This is a genomic window from Halalkalibacter nanhaiisediminis (genome assembly GCF_007830185.1).
GTDB lineage: Bacteria > Bacillota > Bacilli > Bacillales > Bacillaceae_D > Halalkalibacter > Halalkalibacter nanhaiisediminis.
Map to the genome: position 1 here is coordinate 34,004 of NZ_VLKZ01000011.1, position 21,217 is coordinate 55,220.

At 36.9% G+C, this 21,217-nt stretch carries 15 protein-coding genes and 1 pseudogene; 11 read left to right on the forward strand and 5 right to left on the reverse strand.

The annotated features are described in order from the left end of the window. Nucleotides 1–15 precede the first annotated feature (15 nt). Genes IQ10_RS16010 through IQ10_RS16020 form a run of 3 tightly spaced genes read left to right on the forward strand, consistent with a single transcriptional unit; the run spans nt 16 to nt 3,048 of the window. Nucleotides 16–1,620: a glycosyltransferase gene (locus IQ10_RS16010; RefSeq protein WP_144451479.1), complete on the forward strand. Its 1,605-nt coding sequence runs from the start codon at nt 16–18 to the stop codon at nt 1,618–1,620. Between the two features lie 14 nt (nt 1,621–1,634). Next, nucleotides 1,635–2,606 carry an NAD-dependent epimerase/dehydratase family protein gene (locus IQ10_RS16015; RefSeq protein ID WP_437177697.1) on the forward strand — a complete coding sequence of 324 codons (972 nt, stop codon included), beginning with the start codon at nt 1,635–1,637 and terminating at the stop codon, nt 2,604–2,606. A 34-nt stretch (nt 2,607–2,640) separates the two neighbouring features. Continuing rightward, complete coding sequence (locus IQ10_RS16020; protein ID WP_158640065.1) at nt 2,641–3,048, forward strand: polysaccharide biosynthesis C-terminal domain-containing protein; 408 nt, start codon at nt 2,641–2,643, stop codon at nt 3,046–3,048. A gap of 862 nt (nt 3,049–3,910) precedes the next feature. On the opposite strand, the pseudogene IQ10_RS16025 reads toward IQ10_RS16020, so the two are convergent. Continuing rightward, a pseudogene (locus tag IQ10_RS16025) lies at nt 3,911–4,154 on the reverse strand (tyrosine-type recombinase/integrase); the annotation flags it as partial. A 334-nt stretch (nt 4,155–4,488) separates the two neighbouring features. Between IQ10_RS16025 and IQ10_RS16030 the strand changes: the two are divergent. The 5 genes from IQ10_RS16030 (at nt 4,489) to IQ10_RS16050 (ending at nt 11,834) form a co-directional block, all read left to right on the forward strand. After that, on the forward strand, nt 4,489–6,663 hold the full coding sequence (locus IQ10_RS16030; RefSeq protein WP_158640066.1) for a hydantoinase/oxoprolinase family protein: 2,175 nt from the start codon (nt 4,489–4,491) through the stop codon (nt 6,661–6,663). 29 nt (nt 6,664–6,692) lie between these two features. After that, nucleotides 6,693–9,002, forward strand: coding sequence for a hydantoinase B/oxoprolinase family protein (locus tag IQ10_RS16035; RefSeq protein ID WP_144451483.1), 2,310 nt, complete (start codon nt 6,693–6,695; stop codon nt 9,000–9,002). A gap of 87 nt (nt 9,003–9,089) precedes the next feature. Next, complete coding sequence (locus IQ10_RS16040; protein WP_144451484.1) at nt 9,090–10,712, forward strand: long-chain fatty acid--CoA ligase; 1,623 nt, start codon at nt 9,090–9,092, stop codon at nt 10,710–10,712. Nucleotides 10,713–10,789: 77 nt separating this feature from the next. Then, nucleotides 10,790–11,347, forward strand: coding sequence for an FAS1-like dehydratase domain-containing protein (locus tag IQ10_RS16045; RefSeq protein WP_144451485.1), 558 nt, complete (start codon nt 10,790–10,792; stop codon nt 11,345–11,347). A gap of 43 nt (nt 11,348–11,390) precedes the next feature. Further along, a complete protein-coding gene (locus IQ10_RS16050) occupies nt 11,391–11,834 on the forward strand; it encodes a hotdog family protein (protein ID WP_144451486.1) in 444 nt (147 codons plus the stop codon). A 171-nt stretch (nt 11,835–12,005) separates the two neighbouring features. Here the strand turns inward: IQ10_RS16050 and IQ10_RS16055 are convergent, their stop codons facing one another. Beyond that, nucleotides 12,006–12,911, reverse strand: coding sequence for a LysR family transcriptional regulator (locus IQ10_RS16055; RefSeq protein ID WP_144451487.1), 906 nt, complete (start codon nt 12,909–12,911; stop codon nt 12,006–12,008). 312 nt (nt 12,912–13,223) lie between these two features. Between IQ10_RS16055 and IQ10_RS16060 the strand changes: the two genes are divergently transcribed. The 3 genes from IQ10_RS16060 (at nt 13,224) to IQ10_RS18635 (ending at nt 14,893) form a co-directional block, all read left to right on the forward strand. Then, nucleotides 13,224–14,072, forward strand: a complete 849-nt coding sequence (locus tag IQ10_RS16060) for a 3-hydroxyacyl-CoA dehydrogenase family protein (RefSeq protein WP_144451488.1) — start codon at nt 13,224–13,226, stop codon at nt 14,070–14,072. A gap of 186 nt (nt 14,073–14,258) precedes the next feature. Then, complete coding sequence (locus IQ10_RS18630; RefSeq protein ID WP_277878076.1) at nt 14,259–14,453, forward strand: thiolase family protein; 195 nt, start codon at nt 14,259–14,261, stop codon at nt 14,451–14,453. Between the two features lie 53 nt (nt 14,454–14,506). Further along, nucleotides 14,507–14,893, forward strand: a complete 387-nt coding sequence (locus IQ10_RS18635) for a thiolase family protein (protein WP_277878077.1) — start codon at nt 14,507–14,509, stop codon at nt 14,891–14,893. 128 nt (nt 14,894–15,021) lie between these two features. Here IQ10_RS18635 and IQ10_RS16070 read toward each other — a convergent pair whose 3' ends face one another. The 3 genes from IQ10_RS16070 to IQ10_RS16080 form a co-directional block, all read right to left on the reverse strand. Then, nucleotides 15,022–17,637: a VWA domain-containing protein gene (locus tag IQ10_RS16070; RefSeq protein ID WP_158640067.1), complete on the reverse strand. Its 2,616-nt coding sequence runs from the start codon at nt 17,635–17,637 to the stop codon at nt 15,022–15,024. A gap of 25 nt (nt 17,638–17,662) precedes the next feature. After that, entirely contained in the window at nt 17,663–19,090 is a 1,428-nt protein-coding gene (locus IQ10_RS16075) for an S-layer homology domain-containing protein (RefSeq protein ID WP_199757442.1), read from the reverse strand. A 78-nt stretch (nt 19,091–19,168) separates the two neighbouring features. Beyond that, complete coding sequence (locus tag IQ10_RS16080) at nt 19,169–20,833, reverse strand: hypothetical protein (RefSeq protein WP_144451490.1); 1,665 nt, start codon at nt 20,831–20,833, stop codon at nt 19,169–19,171. Between the last annotated feature and the right edge of the window lie 384 nt (nt 20,834–21,217).

Consider the following 21,217-nt stretch of genomic DNA (forward strand, 5'->3'; position numbering starts at 1 on the left):
AAAGGAGATTGAACAGTGAAACATTATTACTGCTCAACGTTTAGTAAGGATTACGCCTATAAAGGTTTATTATTATACAACTCAATTGAACAACATGATAAGGATTTTAACTTTTTTATGATATGTCTTCATGAAGAAGCAAAAAATTTATTTGAGAAAATGAATCTAGCTAATGCAATTATAATAAGTTTAGAGGAGGTTGAAAAGGAAGACAAAGAATTATTATCGGTAAAAAGTTCTCGAAATGACAAGGAATATATTTGGACATCTAAAGCGTCAGTATGTCTATACCTATTAAACCATTTCCAAGAAATCGATCATATTGTATGGCTGGACGGGGATACCTTCTTCCTATCAAATCCAGATCCTATATTTACCGAATGGGGTGATTACTCTGTTACGCTGACAGGCGAAAAATGGCTTGAAGAACATAGTATGCTTGGTGAAACGAACGGCATTTACAATACTGGTTTTATGGGTTTTAAAAGAGATGAATACTCGATGGAATGCCTTCATTGGTTTAGAGAAAAGCTGATAGAATGGTGTTTTGACAGATGGGAAAAAGGACGTTGGAGCGACCAGGTATATGCAAATGATTGGCCTGACAGATTTCAAAATGTTGGAGTTATCGAGAATGTAGGCGTCAATCTTACTCCTTATATCATAAATTACAAGTTATTAGAAAGTCCAGTTATTAAAACAGACCAAGATATATTGATCAATAATGAAAAAATAATATTTTTCCATTTCTATGGGTTTAAATACTATGACGGCAATGTCTTTGATATTTGTAATTATGTCATGAATTGCAGGGATGACGTCACCAAGCATATTTATATTCCATATATAAATGCCTCAATAACAATGATAGATAAAATAAAAGACGTTGACGTTGACGGTGATTTTGTCCAAGAAAAGGACGTAAAGGATTATCATATAAGAAATTATTTTAACCTTGACATAAATGTGTCAACAGAAGAAGAGAAATATAATATTTGTACCATTATGGGGAAAGAGACACTAGAACAAGTTTTAGCATTTTATAACTCCCTTAAGCTGAATACCCCGAATTTCCAACTATGGATTTGCTGCCTAGACGATACAACCTATTCCTACTTAAACAAATTGTGTTTAGACCATGTCATTCTCATTTCTTTAAAAAACATTGAGGGCAACGAGCTATTGAGCATTAAAGACACTCGAAACTCGAATGAATATTTCCGGACATTAAAATCTTCCTTTATTTCATATGTATTTAAAAATAATTATCAAGTGAATTCGATTGTTTATACCGACGCTGATCATAACTTTGTAACAGATTATAATCGTATATTTGCTGAGCTGAAGCAAAAAAACTCTATTTTAATTGTCAATAGGTCCATTTCTGTCGAAGAAGAAAAGAAATATGGCGTTTATGATGCGGGACTAATTGGATTTAAAAGAAATGAAATCGGACTTGAGTGCCTATACCAATGGAAGAAGGATTGTATTCAGTGGTGTTTTAATAAAGTGGAAGAAGATCGCTGGTTAGAGCAAAAGTATTTAGAAAAATGGCCTCATCTGTTTTCAGGAGTGAAAGTTATGGAGATCCCCACTAGAACTCCTGAACTGGAAAAATAACAATGGAGGAGAATATGGCGGTGACTAATCGTTTTGATAATCAAAAGATTCTTATTACCGGTGCCAATGGTTTCATTGGTTCTCATGTAGTTCAAAAAATGGTGAAAGAACAAGCCAATGTATCCATTATCGTTAGGGAATCATCCGACTTATGGAGAATTGAAGAATTAAAAAAGGAGATTGATATCCATCGGATTGATTTAAGAGATTCCTCGTCAATTGATCATTGCGTAAAACAGCTTAAGCCCGATTATATTTTTCATGTTGGGGCATATGGTGTAGATTCTAGACAAAAGGATTATTTTACGGCAGTTAACACAAATGTAATTGGGACAATGCATATGTTAAACTCACTAAAAGACGTAGGATGCAAGAAGTTTATTAATATCGGAACTTGTATGGAGTACGGCGATAAAAAGGAAATCATCAAAGAGGACTCCCACTTGGAGCCTGATAGTATTTACGGAAGTACGAAAGCATCGGCATCCATCATTGCCCACCAACTTGCTGCAGAAAATAATATAGATATTGTAACGTTAAGACCTTTCGGTGTATTTGGTGAAAAAGAGGGAAGCCATAAATTCTTTCCGTATATCATTTTGTCTATTTTAGAAGACAAAGATGTGAATTTAACTCCGTGTGAGCAATATAGGGATTATTGTTATATAGACAACATTATCGAAGGTTTTATTTTGGCTGCCCAAAACAGGACGATAAAAAACGAAATATTCAATATCGGCAGCGGCAGTATTAATAAGCTAAAGCACTATGTTGACATGATTTACAATCAAATGGGCCTAAATAAAACACCTAATTACGGTGCCTTATCTTATAGGGAAAATGAAGTTTGGAGACAACAGCCAGATACCTCAAAAATTAAAAACCTTTTAAATTGGGAACCAAAGATCAGTCTCCATGACGGTATAGAAAGAACCATTGATTGGTATAAGGAAAATAAAGAGAAATTTACAGGAAAAGGAAGATGATGTTCACGGTATTGGATGAGAAGGAGTTGTTATGATGGAGAAAGGATTTGAATTAATTTCAATTCAACCCTATGAGGATAAACGTGGAAGTCTAAAAAAAATCTTAATGAAAAGCCAGCTTGAAGGAAATAAACAAATCGAAGAGGTCTACTTGCTATATTCTGAAAATGGAAGTATCAGGGGCAACCATTATCATAAAAAAACTTTAGAGTATTTTGTGATTGTTAGTGGGAAAGCAAAGGTCGCACTGAGGAATTTGGATAAAGGAATAATAGAAGAAATCAATATTTCATCAAGTGATAATTTGATTTTAAAAGTTCCGCCATATGTAGTCCATGCTTTTAAAAACGAAGAGGACCTGCCATTAATCATGCTTGCTATTTCGTCTAAGGAGTATAATAAACTTGATACAGATACATTCAAAATGGAAATCTTACAGTAAATTGATTTATACGTGAATTTTCAACGTTTTAAATAGCTCTCATCCAATTTGGCTGGGGGTCTTTTTTATGCATAAAAAGTGCTATAGACCAATTTCTCGATCATAGTCCATATCGCCAGTCAATACATAGACCCTGCTTCAAACCTGATCTGAATGACAACGCTTAGGTCGTTGAGGCTCCTTTTGGTTTACAAGGAAAGCGCTAGAAAAATCAATTCCTTTTGGAGTTGGTGGTTATTGGATTTAGTGCAAATAAGGGTTTAACATGGTATTTGGGTAAGAAAGCAAAAACATTTTTATAAGACACGAGAATTTGATATTGATGATGAACCTGAGGATCCTGTTGTGGCTTAACCTAAGTTTTTAATAGCAAATGTTATATATTGTTTGACCACCTTCTAACCACAAAACATATAGAATCGTTTAACATACAGTTTTGAATTAACATAAAAAAGCCTGTTTTATCAGGCAATTTAAGAAATACTATAATTCGTTTTTCCTCATATTTAATAAATAAATGAAAGAGCGTAAAAAATACGCTCTAAAAAATGTTTAATTCAATAATGGTAAATAAAATAAAAGGCAGAGCCCCATTGTACCATTGATTAAAAGTGGAGTAACAAACGGGTAACGTAAGCTCGTAATTAATAATAATTTAATGTTAAAGATGTTACAAAAAAAATTTATAAAAAACGTTGATATAAAGTGAGTTAATCCACATTTATAAACTTCCGTTAAACATGTTACAATGCGGAGGATTTATGGGCGGCATGATGTAATCTGCTCCTTAAACCCTTGGTATGACTGGGTTTGTTGGTAAGGTGAGAGTGAAATGCTAACATTTTGCTAACATTGAGGTTAATTAACGGAGGCTTCTCATGAGTTCACTGAACTTTTGAGAGGCTTCTTTTTTCATTTCTTGGGTTACATGGAGATACACAAAATTTTGTGATTTTGTCGTCAGAATGACCAAGTCTGTCCATGATTTGTTCGAGTGAAACACCAGCTTCTGCTAGTAGTGAAGTATGTGTATGTCGTAAAGAATGCGGTGTTAACTCTTCATTTAGGCCAGCGATGGTAAGCAGCCTTTTCATACGGTCTCGAACGATAAGTTTGACCTGCCAATAGAGAAATAAGAATGAGCTTAATAAAAGGCGGATTATAAAAAAAGCAATTGATAAATTACCGTTTTGGAAATTGAATTTTATGTAAGTATGATTAACATAATTGTAGAAATTGTTAACTTTACCTTTATAAAACAATTAAATATACTTAAATTGTAATCTTAACATTTAGAAAATTTAGACATTTAGGAGGTTGAAGCTAAAATAATTTGTTATTAACAATGTAACTTGTACACAAAAAATACATTGAATGTTGTCACTAAAGTCCAAAAAATAAAGAATAGCAATTATTCAATGAATGAAGGGAGAAGAAAGCATGACAAAATCTGAACTCGTTTGTGGTGTAGATATTGGTGGTACATTTACTGATTGTGTTTTGCTAGATTTAGATGGAAATGTAGTTTACGGTAAAGCACTTACATCCTATAAAGATGGATTTGAATCGGGTTTCTTTAATAGTATAGAAGCTGCTGGGGAACAAATGGGGCTTTCTTCAGGAGAAGTATTTCAAAGGCTCTCTAGGATTTCACACGGTTCTACTGTAGCAACTAATATTGTTACAGAAAGAAATGGCTCGAAAGTGGGGCTAATCACGACAAAGGGACATGAAGATACGATTATTATGATGAGAGGCTTAGGGCGTGTAGCTGGGGAAACACCTGAAAATATACTAAAAGTTGTGGAGATACCGAAGCCAGACCCACTAATAAGCCGTCAGCAAATAAAAGGCATTTCAGAGCGAATGGATTGTAATGGCGATGTTGTAGTAGAACTCAATGAACAAGAGATCCGCGAAGCTGTGCGAAATTTAATAAATTCAAAAGTGGAAGCGATTTCAATATCGTTTTTGTGGAGTATTAAGAATCCTTTACATGAATTAAGAGCAAAAGAAATTATTCAAGAAATGGCTCCAGACCTTTTTATTACATGTGGACATGAGGCCTCTCAAACGCTTGGAGAATATGAAAGAACAATTGCTGCAGCAATTAATGCCTATGTAGGTCCAACAACGAGTAAATATCTTGAAAAGATCCAAAATGGGATCCGCTCAAGAGGGTCTGATGCATCTTTCCTTATCATGCAGTGTCATGGGGGCATGTTCCCCGCTATCCGCAGCCGCCAAGCTCCTGTATTAACCATAGGATCGGGCCCTGTCGGTGGGATTATGGGATGCGAAAGTTTAGCAAAAGAATTAGGATATAAAAATATCATTGGTACTGATATGGGTGGAACAACTTTTGATGTAGGCTTGATTGTGAATGGAGATCCATTGACTTCTGAACAGGCAATAGTGGATAAATTTTTCTACAATGCTCCTAATGTGAAAATTCAGTCCATTGGTGCTGGTGGAGGAAGTATAGCATGGGTTGATTCTTATAGTGGGGGGCTCCGCGTTGGACCTCAAAGTACTAAGGCTAATCCTGGCCCGGCTTGTTACGGATTGGGCGGGGAAGAACCGACCGTTACGGATGCTGATTTACTTCTTGGATATATCGATCCTGAGACGGTATTTGGCACTGGTTCAGGTCGCGGGCTGCATCTGAATAAGGAGTTGGCTGAGAAAGCTGTTTCTAAACTTGCGTCAACACTTGGGATAAGTACAATTGAAGCTGCTCAAGGGATTGTAGACGTCGCAAATGCAAAAATGGCCAATCTCATTGAAAACGAAGTAATAGGGCATGGATTAGATCCACGAGACTTTGTTGTGGTTTCATACGGGGGAGCAGGTCCAGTACATGCGGCATCCTATGCGGAAGACCTCGGCATTAGAACGGTTATTATCCCAGGTGAAATTTCTTCTGTATGGTCTGCATTCGGAATATCAATTAGTGACATTCGTTATGAGACTGAAAAAGAGGTAGTGCTTCTTTCACCGTTCAATGCAGAAGAATTGGAAACCCTTTTTTTTGAAATAGAGAACAACTCTAAAGATTTGGTTTACAAAGAGGTAGGGGAAGATGCAAACATTGAATTTAAACGGTATGTTCGGATGCGATTTAATTGGCAAAAACATTCCTTGGAAGTTCCATTGTCTTCTGAAACTTTGAATGAAGAAACAATTAAACAGGTTGTAAATGACTTTACATCTATGTACAAAGAGCGGTATGGCTCTGCATCTATACTTCCGGGGGCACAATTGGAAATAGAATCAATTCGCTCCGAACCTGTAGTACGTGTGTGGAAACCAAAACGAAAAACGGAAGCGGTTTCATCCGCTACTCCTCCAGAAGGAGCAAAGAAGCCAGAAAGATTGGTCTATTTGGGAGGGACATCTCCAGTGAATGCCCAAATATATAATGGTTCAAAGTTATTAGGTGGAAATATAGTAAATGGACCGGCTGTTATCGATCTTCCTGGCACCTCAATTGTTATTGATAAAGGTCAGCAAGTACAAAAAACGGAACGTGGCGATTTTATATTAAGTTTAGGAGAAAAATTAAAAAAGAATCAATCAAATGAACTTGTTTCTACCATTGAAGATTCTGTTTAAGAAGAAATAGAAGAAGGAGGAACCGAATTATGGAAAAAACTCTTGCTCAATTAAAGGAATTCTGGAATGGTAAAGAACATGCATATATACCGTTTAAACCTCTGAATATTTCTCCAATTGTAAAGCTTCACAAAGAATATGATGAAGAAGTGGATCCGATTACGTTTGAAGTTATTCGACATAGTTTATGGGGCGTAAACCAAGAACATGGAAAAGTAATAGAAAACTTGGCAGTGTCCCCAATCACTTTAGAAACAAGGGATTTTCAAACTAGCCTTCACACAGAAGAAGGAGATATTATTCTGTTCGGTCCTTACCTCCAGTACTTTTCCGGTGCAATGGATTTAATAATTCAGTATATATTGGAGCACCGAGGAGAAGCAGGTATCAACGAGGGAGATATGTTTTTACAGAATGATCCTTGGATTGGCGCTCCCCACCAGCCTGATGTAGGAGTATGTGCGCCTGTAGTGTGGGAAGGCAAGATTTTTTGTTGGGTGTCGAACGTTATGCACCAAAACGATATTGGAGGAATAATGCCAGGGAGTTTTTGTCAGAATGCTCCCGATGTTTTTTCGGATCCCCCTAGTTTTCCCCCTATGAAGATTGTGAAAGAGGGAAAAATTGACCCTGAATTAGAAGCGATTTATTTAAGAGCGTCAAGAACGCCAAATAATCTTGCGCTTGATTTAAGAGCAGCTATTGCAGGATGCCATGCATCACAAACTCGTATCGTTGAAATGTTAAAGAAATATGGTCCGAACAAAGTGAAAGCTGCTATGCGAAAGATGATGAATGCAGGTGAAGCTGCTTTTATGGATTGTATGAGATCTATTCCTGATGGAACTTGGAGTGAAAGAGTTTATCAGGAGGTTGCACTTACAGGGGATAGAGGGGTTTATAAAGTCGAACTTTCTGTCACAAAAAAAGGAGATACGTTAATTTTTAAAAATGAAGGAACAGATCCTCAGGTAGGTGCCATCAACGCTCCGTTTTGCGGTTGGAGAGGCACAATTTTATCAGCACTTAATGTTATTTTGCTTCCAGACCAAATGGGTGCGATCGGTGGCGCGATTCCCCACTTGCAATTTGATCCTACTCCGGGAACACTTACGTGTCCTGATTATGGAGCTGCTGTTAGCCCAGCAGGAATTTATGCAAATGAATTGGCGATATCTATGGCCAATTCGATCATCAGTAAAATGATAATGTCTTCCACTGACACTAATTTGAGAAAGTTGGCACTATGTCCTACTCCATCTCAGTGGCATATCAATATACATTATGGTACTAACCAACGAGGGGAATATTATGTTGGACCAATGCTGGAGAACATGATCGGTACAACAGGCGCAACTCTTAATAGAGACGGTTCATTCGCCAATGGGCTTTGGTGGGTTCCAGAAGGAAAGGGACCAAATATAGAAGCTTGTGAAAGAGATTGGCCTATATTATACCTTTATAGAAACGAACACCAAGATTCAGCAGGATCGGGGCGTTTTCGAGGTGGAAATGGGGGGATATTAGCGTATATTCCCTACAAGGGACAAGTAACTTTGGGTACGCATTCTTCAGAAGGAATACCAAAAACTGTAGGTTTACAGGGGGGATTGCCAGGTAGCCGAGGAGATACTCGAATTATCAAGAACTCTAATATTAGCAGGTTATTCAGTGAAGGAAAAATGCCAGCATCAATAGCGGAAATTCAAGGGCAAGAAGTGTTAACCAATGGGAAAGGTATGCCAATCGATTTATCTGAGACAGATATAGTCGAATGGAATTGGGGATCAAGTTCGGGCTATGGAGATGAACTTGATCGTGATCCAGAGTTGGTGCGTATGGATGTAGCAGATAGAATAATCTCTCAAGAAGCAGCGGAACAGACATATGGTGTTAAATTTACATCAACAGGATATGTAGACGAAGAAGCTACAAAAGCCAACCGTCTTGAAATGCGGAAAAACCGCTTTGAACAATGTCAAGAAAAGGCTCCAGATAATTTGGAGGCTCGTTTATCTCAAAATGTGGATATTCCTATAGATGCAGTTCAGGTAGGAGATTATTTGTTTGTTCATAAAAACAGCAGTCAAACCATCAATGTAAGCTGTAGTTGCTGCAGAGAAGTGATTTCCAAGGGAACTCAAGACTTTAAGGCAAGCAGCTTAATTTATGAAGGGACGATTCAGGAAGCGGGAAAACATTTTGTTGACATAGATAGATATGTTGACCAAGCCATGTCTTTCTTTCAATATTTCTGCCCGAACTGTGGAACAAGGGTGGCGACAGAAGTCAAGCGTCCTCAAGATGAGCATTCGAGAGAATTTGAAATTAGCCTTTAAGCAAAAAACAATAAATATGACTAGCTTTCCTCGTTTGGGTAGGAAAGCTAGAACTATTATTAGTGCCTAGCAGAACGGAGGAAGAAAATGAATTCATTTCAATTGAATTTAAAAACATTTATAGAAAGATCTGCACGGTATTTTCCTGAAAATGAAATTATCTCAAGAGAACCAGATGATTCGTTGTTTCGATATAATTATGCCCAATACTATGAACGAGTTCAGAAACTAGCAAATGTTTTAAAATTCTTAGGTATAAAAAAAGGAGACAAAATTGCTTCTTTTGCATGGAATAATCATAGACATCTTGAATTGTATTTTGGAATTCCATGTTATGGAGCGATATTACATACCGTAAATATTCGGTATGGTGAAAAGGAAATTGCATACGCAATTAACCATGCTGAAGATGAGGTTGTCTTTTTAGATAAAGATTTAGTACCAAAAATGGAAGCAATAGCTCACAAACTCCTTAAAGTCAAAGCATATGTAATATTGGACAATACTATACCTGAGACGAGTCTTTCTCCTGTATTTAGCTATGAAAGCCTTCTATCCAGCGCGGATCATACTTACTCTTTTGAGGAACTTGACGAGAATTCACCAGCCTCGATATGCTATACCTCTGCTACAACAGGACTTCCAAAAGGGATCGTATATAGTCACAGAAGTATATATCTTCATGCATCCGCTTTATGCTTTACAGATGTAATGGGAATTTCTGAACATGACCATATTTTGCCGATTGTTCCTATGTTTCATGTATGTGCTTGGGGCATCCCCTATGCTGCTATTGCAACAGGAGCAAAGTTAATACTACCTGGTACACGGCCAAAAGCAGAAGACCTTTTGAGATTAATAGAGTCCGAGAAAGTTACGTTTTCAGCTGGTGCTGTAACATTAGGAATTGACATGTTGACCATTCTAGAAGAAAAAAAATATAACATATCAAGTTTGCGCCAACTCATGTTGGGAGGGCAAGCGGTACCAAAAGCTTTGATTGATAAGTACTCCCAAAAACATGGAGTACCTATTGTACAAGGATTTGGTGCCACGGAAACGTCACCAATTGTAACATTTTTTCATATTAGACGAGACCAAGAGAGACTAAGTGATGATCAAAAGAATGAAATTCGATCAAGACAAGGAATGCTCTTGCCAGGCTTAGAAATGAAAATTATAGATGAATTAGGAAAAGAAGTCCCGTGGGATGATGAACATATGGGAGAAATTTTGGTGCGTGGTCCATGGATTGCCAGCGAATATTTTAAAGACAAACGATCAAGCACCAGTTTTATTGATGGATGGTGGAAGAGTGGGGATATTGCAACGATAAATGAACAAGGATCGATACGTATCGTTGACCGGGACAAAGACGTGATCAAGAGTGGGGGCGAATGGATATCGTCGGTCCAATTGGAGAATGAACTAATGGCTCATCCGGATGTTTTAGAGGCTTGTGTTGTTGCAGTCAGCCATGAAAAGTGGCTGGAGCGCCCGATTGCTTGTATTTTATTAAAAAATAAAGAAAAAGGGACAACTAATGTAGAAGAAGCACTCGTTGAGTGGCTCACACCAAAGTTTCCTAAATGGTGGTTACCCGATCAATTTATGTTCATAGAAGAAATTCCGAAGAATGCAAACGGTAAATACAATAAAAACTTATTAAGGGAAATTGTTAGTCAATCCATTCTCTCGAGTCCAAGCTAATTAATAGAGGTAGTACTATTATTATATATAAGTTGAATCTACGAAAGTAAAGTAAACGACAGAAAGGATTATAACGGATGGAAGATTGGAAAAAAGATTGGCAACCTATGATTGATGCAATAGGAACAAATTTTAACGAGGGATTGAAACAATGGGGGGCAGATCCTGTTGAACAGGGCCCAACTCGCCAATTTCTTGAACCTCTTGAGTTTGATTGTCCTCTTCACTATGATAAAGCTGTTGCAGATGAATACGGTTATAGTGATATTGTTGCTCCTTATAGCAGTCTCTTTACATGGTTGATTCCTCCTTATTGGGAGCCGGGTATGGAGGTGTTTAACAGTGCGGAAAGAAACGTTCCCGCTACTAAACTTCCGTTGCTAGTAGTTAAAACTGATTTAACTCCTCCAACCCCCTTTTACTTTGCAACAAATGTTGAGGTTGACTATATCAAGCCAGTGATCATTGGAGATCGCCTTTGCCGAGCCGGAGACGTTTTGCTTTCTTGTGTTCCGAAAGAAACAAAAGTTGGGCGAGGAGCATTTCAAATTTGGGAAACAAAAATAGAAAATCAAAAAGAAGAGCTCGTGGCAAAAATACGTTTAGAAACATATCATTATTTTCCGCATGAATAATTGAAAAGATAAGTGGATCTAAAATTGAAAGGAATTACCATATATGGAAAATAAACAACGACGTTATTGGGAAGATGTTCAGATAGGAGACGAAATTCCATCATTGCATTTTCCGCTTAGTGTTGCCCGGCTGGTTATGGCAGCTGGCGCCAATCGTGATTTTAATTCCATTCACCACAATTCAGAGTATGCAAAACAGACTGGTGCCCCTGAGATGTACGCAAATATTATTTTTCTTTACGGAATGTGGGAAAGGACAGTCCGTAATTTTATAGGTCTCTCAGGTACGATTAAGAGTGTGAAGGAATTCCGCATGAAGGTCTTCAATACGGTTGGAGAGACAGTAATGACAAAGGGAATTGTCAAAAAGAAATGGCATGAAAATAATGAGTCACTTGTAGAATTGGAAGTATGGTCTGAAAATTCCGGAAATATTACTGTAGGTCCAGGACAGGTTGTTATTACTCTACCTAAGAAAAATCAGTAAGATCTAAATTATAAAATAGCTTATCAGAATCTATTCAAACAACTTCATAGTATTTATCAGATCTCTTGAGTAATTAAAAATTTTTATAGGTTTCTTGCAAAAATCAAATTTAGGGGTTGTCTCTAAAAGAATAAAATACACACTTTCTAAATTAGTTCTATAAATTATTTCCTAATACGAATTGATTTTCATGGTTATACAGTTTACAAATTCTTTTTCAATAGCAGAAAGATATTTATTTTTTGCTTGTATGCAAATCAAATGAAGGATAGGTTTATTCTTATTATCAACGTAGGGAATCATGATGATTTCTCCATTTTTAACAAGAGGATCATATTTCATTAAATCAGTTGAAAAACCAATTGCTAAGTTTTTTGCTACTACATTTTTAATTACATCGTCATTGTTTGAATAAAATAGAATATTTCCTTTACCGTATGTTGAAAAGATATTTTCCCAAACTTCTTTTGCAAATTTTTCATTACGAATAACTAATGGATATTGGAGCATTTCTTCAGGATATATTACTTCTTTACTGGCTAAAGGTGAATGTTTACTGACAGAAACCATAAACTTGGGTTGATAAAGCGAACGGGATATCAAGTGTTGAGAGACAGATTTCAACGTTTCATGAGAACCAAAAATTAAGCCTAAGTCTATTTGATAGTTTTTAACCGCTGCAATAATACTTTCCGTGCTATCTTCGTTTATTTCAATTTGTATATTGGGGTAATCATTTTTAAATGCATATAAAGCTTCAGGAAGAACCGTCGAGAAAAAGATTGGGGATGAAGACATAGATAAATTCCCCTTCATTAAACTTGATTTCTGACCGAATTCTTTAAGCTCTGTGATTTTATTCATGATATCATAGGATAATTTAAGAACAGTCTTACCCTCTTCTGTGCAAACACTTCCTGAACGGGACCTTTTAAAAATAGGTATCCCTAACTCGGACTCAAGATTTGAAATAGCCTGGCTTATAGCAGAGTGTGATACGTGTAATGTTTCTGCAGCTTTAGAAATAGTTCCTTTTTTTGCAACTTCTAGAATATACTTTAGTTGTTCAATATGCATGTAATGACACTCCCTTAGATCTATAATTCTTCTAAGAATAAGTTTTAAAAAGTGTTAATATTCTTCATTTTAAGCGCTTACTTACGTTCTAACAAGCTAATTATTTTGTATAACAAAAGAAGGAGTGTGTGCATAACAATTAGTAATTGGACATATGGTCGCTGTAAAAAGGATAACGGTTGGAGCTTTTAATAGTGCGTTGAAGTTCTTTATGAAAGCGGGATTAACTTTTCCAGTTATCAAAAACAATTATCAATCATATTGGCAAAAAAATGGCTTAAATTAGCTACGCTAAATAGGGAGGCGGACAAGATGTCTCAATTATCATTAAAGCAGTGCAATGAAGTATTAGTTATTGGTTGTGGTTTAATGGGTGCCGGTATTGCTCAAGTAGTTGCACAGGCTGGGTTTAATGTTATTGTTATGGACAGAACGGAAGAAGATCTTATTAAGGGGAAAAACCAGATTGAAAAAGCATTAAGAAAGCAAGATGCTACAGCGCAGGAGGAAATAAAAAAACGGATTATCTTCTCAACTCGAATAAGCGATGGAAAAAATGCAGATTTGGCTATTGAAGCAATTCCTGAAAAAATAGATCAGAAAAAAGAGCTATTTGTTACATTAGATGAACTTTTAAAGCCAGAAGCCATTTTAGCAAGCAATACGTCTTCCTTATCAATTGCAGATATGAGTTCGGTTACAAAAAGACCGGAGCAGGTAATAGGGCTACATTTTTTTAGCCCTGTTCCGATTATGCAGCTCCTTGAAATTGTTGTTTCAATTAACACATCCAAAGTTGTTATAGAGTGGGCGCAAGCTTTCGGAGAGAAACTGAGAAAAAAGACTATTATAGCAAAGGATTATCCTGGATTTGTTGTAAATAGAGTACTGGTGCCAATGCTAAATGAAGCTGCTTTTCTTGTTATGGAAGGGAATGCTCCATCTGAAATAGATAAGGGCCTGATGCTCGGTGCTAACCATCCTATTGGACCGTTAAAACTAACTGACATGGTGGGAGTTGATGTTGTGTTATATACATTGCAAAGTTTATATGAAGGCTACAATGATTCAAAATATCGTCCGTGTCCTTTATTAAAAAGAATGGTGGAAGCTGGCCATCTTGGCAAAAAGACGGGAAGAGGATTTTATGAGTACAAATAATGCCTTGATATTCTATCCTTTTATAGACAGGAACAATATGCCGATTATAGAAATACCTCAAAGTGACTACACAGGTGGAATGAAGAATCTTTTTAGGGTTTTGACTATCCAAGTAAGGGATTTAATAAGGGATAGCAAAATGATGAGAACAGCTTACATGTAAATGGAAAATGAGGAAATGATTTGATGAAAACTTATATTATTGATGGGGCAAGAACAGCAGGTACATTTGGAGGATCTTTAAAGGATGTTAGTGAAGTTGATTTAGGTGTAATTGCTACAAAGGAAGCGATTAAGCGAAGTAACATTCCGGCTATGGATATTGATGAAATTATTTTTGTGAATGTAATTCAAAATAGTAAAAATATTCTCCCTATTTAGCTCGACATATTGGCTTGAAAAGCGGCTTAAAAGAAGCTTCTTCAGCTTTAACGTTGAATAGATTTTGTGGATCAGGCTTACAATCGATTGTATCCAGGGCACAATCCATCGCTTTAGGGGAGGCTAATGTAATAGTGGCAGACGGTACAGAAAATATGAGTTTATCACCGCATATCTTAAGAGGCACTTGTTTCGGTTCACCAAGTAAAGTGCCAATTGTTGATGATATGTTATGGGAAACATTAAAGGATAATTATGTTGGCTGTGGTATGGGCATGACAGCTGAAAACTTAGCTGTAAAATATTCTATTTCCACCATCGAATTAAGTGATTCGAGAACAAAATCAGAGCTTTCACTCAAAAATATATTTTTCCCCGCATTTCTATCTTATATTTGTTCACTAGTTTTAAGAATAAAATTGGTAAGTAATCTAACGTGAAAATGATACGTGTTTAATAAATAAACTTTTTCTCTCACCCTTGGATGTATAAAACTTACTCTTTTTTTCTAACTAGGAACTAAAAACCCTTCAAACATCAACGTAAGCTGACATTTGAAGGGTTACGATTAATTGTACTGAATAGGAATCTGCGTTTGCCCGACTAATTTGCCATCTTTATTGTAAGCTAAAAAGGTTCCTTCACGTTGCAGTGCGAGTCTTGCAATTTCATCGTTATCAATTTTCAAGGCGTAGTAATCTTGTCCTCGATTGATTAATTGGTAGTCAATATCACCATCGGTAGCGTGGAAGCGAACAATGACTTTATCGATATCTCCACAATTATTATTCATGAATGTTTCCATGTAGAAGTGAGTACGAGCTGATTTTAAGGATGCCCCAGAGAAAATTTGACCTGATTGCACACAACCTGAAGGAGGTACGTCACAAAGAATTTGATCTAATATCGATTGATAGGCTGTACTAATATCAATGTTTTGTTGAGCATGAAAATATTTTCCGCCTGTTTCTTCAGCAATTTTTTGTAATAAGGCTTCATTTAATTGATTTTTCTTTCCTAGTCCCACTGTGTAAATCGTGATGCCTTCAGCTTTAGCTTTCTCCATCATTTCTGTCACTTTACGTTGACTTGAGCGTCCATCTGTTAATAAAATAGCGACCTTTTTAGTAGAATTTGTGGTGAAGTTACTAAACGCAACTTCTAATCCTGCCCCCATATTTGTTCCACCAGATTGAATGACTTGTTGGAGTGTAGGACTAACGACAGGTACAATAGCAGGTCCTGCAAGGTAATGGCCTCTCCCGTTAAAGTGAGTAGCGATGTTTTGATTTGCTCCTATACTTGAGAGTAATTCCTGAGACTTAGACACGCGTAATCTGTCTCTGTCCGTTTGTCTCATGCTGCCTGAAGAATCGATAACAAAAGCAATTTCAAGATCATCTACTGTACAAGCTCCGCCAAGTTGCAGCTTTGGATCATAGACAACATCTGTGCTGTGACTTTGATTTAGTACCGATTCGATGTCTTGACGGTACCGATTGTCGACACTAACGATTTCTGCAAAGATCTGATCAGTTACGACTCTCGATGTAGAAATAGATGTTAAAGTAGTCGTTGCAACTCCATTTATAAAATTAACCTCACTATTCGATAAATAGGCTCCTTGGGCTGAGCGGAATTGTACTCGGCCGTTAAAGTTAGTAATCGTTTGTCCACCTGGTCGAACGATTTTTGCAGTAATTTGAGTTTTAGCGGATCCATCTGCTGAGATGATTGGATCTTGTGCTTCTACTCGAAGTTCAGCCTTTGGTTCGTAGCTAAGCGGAATTTCAATAGGGTTTCGATAGCAAGCCATATTCGTAGCCCCTGTAGAGGTCACACGAAACGAAATTGTATCTTTTCGAGCTCTATTTGATTGAGGAGCTGTTACCTCTACTGCTAGTTCAGGTCCATCCGTCCAGGTTGAGGTTGAAGTAGATGATATACTGAGAGTTGTCTCATGTTCTGGCAAAGCAGCTGCTTCTATTTGCTGATCGTTAAGAACATAAAGCGCTGAATCAAGTGTGGATCCTTGTCGATCAAGAACTGTCACAGTTATTGTTCCAGTGTCGAAAGTAATAGAGTCATTACCCCCTTCAATTGTATATTCGTTATTTATGACTCTGGCTTCATGTGTTTCACGAAATCCATCAACATCCAGTGAGACTCGAACAGAATAAATCTCTGGATGATTTGAAATGATCGATCCGTTTAGTGTATAACCTTGGAGCCCCCATGAATAAATAAGGGTACCAAATCTAATTGAATAGGATGGGATATTGCTACCACCGCCAGCGAGACTAGCTCCACCTTCAGAAGAAACATTAAATGAAATGGATTCATCATAAGGTATCGGATTTCCATAACAATCTTTTAGCGTCAAATTAATAAAGGTTGAATCTACTCCGTTCGATGTTAATACTTGCTTTTCAATTTCTACATCTGTTAGTCTTAAATCGCTGATTGGCCCCGGTTGCGTCACGACAGGTGGTGACGTTGGAGGAGAAAATGTAGTAGCTGTTTCGTTTCCGAAAAAATTGACAGGGAATGGATAATATTGTTGATTATCTAATCCGGCAGCAGGAACTCTTAAGCCTTCCATACGACATCTTCCCTTATTAGCAATACGTTCTAGAAATACAGCTGCTTCCGCACGATTTAAGGAGCGATTAACACCATAATCGTTATAATTTCTTTTACCTGTCATACCAGATGATAAATTTTGAATATACATATATTGAACGGCGTGAGGTTCGGATAAATCAAGCCCATTAAAGGCAGCCACAATACGTGCCATTTGCCCGCGAGTCATTGGTTGGTCACGTAAGGCTACATTCGAATAGCCACGTAAGGGAATGTTTTTTCTTTGTAAAAAACGATAATTTCCTGAAGCCCAATGTTCACCGGTGTATACTCCCAATTGTCCAGTCGCATCACCGCTACAATCATAGCGAATAAGCATTGTCACAAATTCTGCTTCTGTTAATGTACGTTGTGGTCGGTATGTACCATCTGCATAACCTTTTATCAAACCTTGGTTGATGGCCCATTCAATTGATGAATAGGCCCAATGATTTGTACTTACATCCTTGAACATGGCATGTGCTCGATCTGAGAAAAAAGAAGACATGAACAAGAAGACTAGAAGAATGAGAAAAGTATTCTTTTTTTGAACAGTGTTCATCATTATGGTCATCCTTTTTCAGTTATTAGAAAAACAGCATATCATCTCGGTAATTTTGCTTTAAGTCGTTCTCCAAGAAGTTAAGGTAGCGGATGATCATCGCTGAAGCTTCAGCTCTTGTTACAGGTTGATTTGGGTTAAAACGGTTTTGATTATCACCGTAAATTAAGCCAATTTCTGTAGCGACATACACACTATCTTTTGCCCAATAAGGGATTTGTGCATTATCAACATAGTTCGTTCGGTATCCAGGTGATGGAGCACGATCTTCTAATCCTAAGGCTCGGATGAGAATCGTGACAGCTTGAGCTCGTGTCAATCCGTTTTTGCGTCCAAACTGACTGCTATTTATTCCATTTACGACTCCTTTTTTAACAGCACTTTCAATGTACAAGTAATCAGGATCACGTGGATCGAGATCACTGAACATCGCTTGTCTAGGTGCTCGCTGGTTTCGTGGTTCTACTAACACACGTATATCAGCAGCTTTCATGACACCAACTGTAAATTGGTATCGATTCATAACCGTATTAGGCGAGAAAAACTGGGTCGTTTCATCAAAAACACCTAAAGAGTATAAACGTTCAATATTATCTCGAGCCCAATGTCCAGTTAAATCACGAAATTTTGGTACAATTAGTCTTTCAATAATTGGAACCATCTCTTGATTGAGATGGATGATTCCTGTTCCATTTCCATAAGGGATATTGTATGTATACTCACCAATCATATCCTGTTGGCTAATGCGAGCATGTCCGCCGGTAAAGCTAGATAAAGAAGGGTCATGCGGCTCGTATTTTAAGGTTTTTGATTTACTATCGGACACTTTACTAGTAATAAAAGCTTCTCCTCGATCTGAGAGGATTTGATAATCGATAATCTGTGTTTCTGTGCCACCCCAAAAATTCTCATAACCAACATTTCGACCACTGAAATGAACTGTGATATCGGATTGGTTGTTTACTTTATATATTTTTCTACCAACAATATTGCCAGAATAGTAGTCTGAAGCAGGTCGGTTATCAATAATCATTCCTTGAGATAGTTGGTAATCATCTAAAGTATAAGTTGTACCTTCGATTGTTGTTTTCTCATTGTAACTATTAACCGAAGTTGTCGTTGTTGTTTGACCTTTATCTGTTCGCTCCGCTAGATTGGTTATATAGCTTACATTACGAGTTAGCTTTTCTTGAGCTGCATTTGTTAAATTGAAACGGTAGTTTGTTGTGATTTGGTTATTACGTTCTCGTTCTGTTACCGTGACTTGTCCACTAAACTTAACTGGTTCTCCAGATAGAAAGATGTACTCCTCATATGTATACTCGTTGTTTATACCACCATTAAAATCTGGAGGCGCGGCTCCAGCTGGTGGACTCATGATGAAGATAGTGATGATCGATAGACTAATACCAATAGAGATTTTTTTGAACAGACTTGCAAAAATGTTACACATAATAGTCCCCTTTAATAGAAAATGATCATTTTATGAAAATAGTCTTATAATCAATGTGCTTATAAGACTATTTTTTTGTTAATTTACTAAAAGGATTCGTCCTTTAACACGTGATTCATGAAGGATGTAGACCCTGTCATTTATATTTAACTCATTAGCAGAAATGATTTTTCCTTCGCGAATAATCGTTGTTTGTTTTATATTCATCCGTTCGATAGCACCAGTTTCTATCCATGATCCATTTGCCCACTGACTAACATTACGTACTTTCATTTCAATCACATCGTTTCTTTGTGTTGGATCGTGGATCAAATCATTAATTCGACCGACTGAGACGAGTCTTGCGTGAGGATTGTTTCTTCCGACAATGTGAGCACCGACAATCGTATCATTTGTGACATAAAAATATCCGTATTCGCCAATATAATCATCCAGTTCGTTCTTGGCAACGATTGATAGCACGCCAGCTGAGGAATCTCTCACTGCAACGGTATCATTACTATAAAATAGCCTTGCTGTTCTAACGTTTGCCCAATAGTTATTTTCTAATGACAACACATTTTGTAACTTTAGCTCATAAGAATTGGCAGAACTTATGCGACCATAGTAGATGGTATGATCTGTTAAGTTCGGACTTTGGAATCCGTCGTTTGTGATGTGAACCACATTTGCATACTGACTTGTTTGGGCTCCTTCGGTAATAACAAAGGCGGTTCCGAAAGCAGTTAAGCTATTAGAATCGACTAATCGACCATTTCGGATAAGAATGGTTCCATCGTGGTAACGAATCGCTCCACTTTTTTGTAAGCCGATCAATTTAGAGTTAAGGTTTACAGAACGCATCGGTTCATAAAAGGTTCGCTCATTTTTTGTTTTAATGACAATTCGTTTAATCACTTCTTTTCCGAATTCACTAACGGTGACAAAATAAACCTCGTTATTTTGATAAAAACGCATTCGATCACGTTGGATCTTTTGGTTTCCAACATAAATAGGTGTATTTGAAGAATAGGAAAAAGATGTGCTCTCTGCACCATGAAAATGTCTCCAATCCCAATTCTCAAATACCTTTGCATCTTTTACGACCAGTGTATTGCGGATAGGGTCAATTCGCTCAATTGTCGCTTTATATAAGTATTCAACTTTCGTTCCTTGTGTGTTGATCTCAATTGAACTTATATCATTCGTATCATACTCTTGAAAGCTAAGTTTAACTCGGTCTCCTTCAAATAACACACTTAAATCAACTAAGCTTGTTCCTTTAAATACCTTTGTATTTCCAGTGACATAATATGTTTCTGTCCCTTTTTTATCTACTTGAATCGAAAGAAAGCGTCCATTCGGGTCAATTCGGTTGACAACTCCAGATACGACCTTATCGCCATATGCAATTTTCCCCGGGTGTTCTGTTGATTTTCCATGAAGCTCCTTCACACGGCGGAAATTCACATGGGCTTCGACTTCCATCCCAGGTTTAAAAGCCTCGATCGTTGTTGGAAGAGTATCAACGGTAAGGACAGCGTATTTGTCAATCGCTAGTGTAATCGTTCGACCTTGAGAATTTTCAATTGTAATGTCTTTCAATCTTTTTTCTGTGACTTCCTCACTTATTCGTACCTCTTGATAGGTCACATCGACAAACGTCCCTTTAATAACTGAATTTGCTTCTGCATGGCCACTAGTAAATAGCCCTAAAAAAAACACAATAACAAAAGTGAAAAAATAGGAATAATATTTTAGCATTTATTTTGCCCCCTAGGTTCAATCATTATATATGTAAATAATAGTATTTAATTGAAAACCATGTTATCTTTATATCGGACTTTCTGATCATTTTTTAAAGAATAACATATTTGGTTTTTAGGCCTAAATGTTCAATACAAATAAGTATAATCTTCATTTGTTGAAAAAAATGTCGAATTTAGGGGTATTTAATCATAAAATTAGCAGGGTATATATTTTTAAAAGGAGAAGAGTAATTGGGTATTGTTCTGATAGTAATGAAGAAATAGGCAAAGAAGAGAAGTGGTCTTTAAGTATGACAATTTCATAATTGAAAAGAAGTTTGTTTGAATTAACAGGGGGACATTGAATATATTTTAAGAGGCATTGGAATTCCCAATGCCT

Excerpts from the sequence above, each read along its gene's own strand:
- IQ10_RS16015 (WP_437177697.1), top strand. The coding sequence starts at position 1,635 with ATGGCGGTGACTAATCGTTTTGATAATCAAAAGATTCTTATTACCGGT.
- IQ10_RS16020 (WP_158640065.1), top strand. The coding sequence starts at position 2,641 with ATGGAGAAAGGATTTGAATTAATTTCAATTCAACCCTATGAGGATAAA.
- IQ10_RS16030 (WP_158640066.1), top strand. The coding sequence starts at position 4,489 with ATGACAAAATCTGAACTCGTTTGTGGTGTAGATATTGGTGGTACATTT.
- IQ10_RS16035 (WP_144451483.1), top strand. The coding sequence starts at position 6,693 with ATGGAAAAAACTCTTGCTCAATTAAAGGAATTCTGGAATGGTAAAGAA.
- IQ10_RS16040 (WP_144451484.1), top strand. The coding sequence starts at position 9,090 with ATGAATTCATTTCAATTGAATTTAAAAACATTTATAGAAAGATCTGCA.
- IQ10_RS16045 (WP_144451485.1), top strand. The coding sequence starts at position 10,790 with ATGGAAGATTGGAAAAAAGATTGGCAACCTATGATTGATGCAATAGGA.
- IQ10_RS16050 (WP_144451486.1), top strand. The coding sequence starts at position 11,391 with ATGGAAAATAAACAACGACGTTATTGGGAAGATGTTCAGATAGGAGAC.
- IQ10_RS16055 (WP_144451487.1), bottom strand. The coding sequence starts at position 12,911 with ATGCATATTGAACAACTAAAGTATATTCTAGAAGTTGCAAAAAAAGGA.
- IQ10_RS16060 (WP_144451488.1), top strand. The coding sequence starts at position 13,224 with ATGTCTCAATTATCATTAAAGCAGTGCAATGAAGTATTAGTTATTGGT.
- IQ10_RS18630 (WP_277878076.1), top strand. The coding sequence starts at position 14,259 with ATGAAAACTTATATTATTGATGGGGCAAGAACAGCAGGTACATTTGGA.
- IQ10_RS16070 (WP_158640067.1), bottom strand. The coding sequence starts at position 17,637 with ATGAACACTGTTCAAAAAAAGAATACTTTTCTCATTCTTCTAGTCTTC.
- IQ10_RS16075 (WP_199757442.1), bottom strand. The coding sequence starts at position 19,090 with ATGTGTAACATTTTTGCAAGTCTGTTCAAAAAAATCTCTATTGGTATT.
- IQ10_RS16080 (WP_144451490.1), bottom strand. The coding sequence starts at position 20,833 with ATGCTAAAATATTATTCCTATTTTTTCACTTTTGTTATTGTGTTTTTT.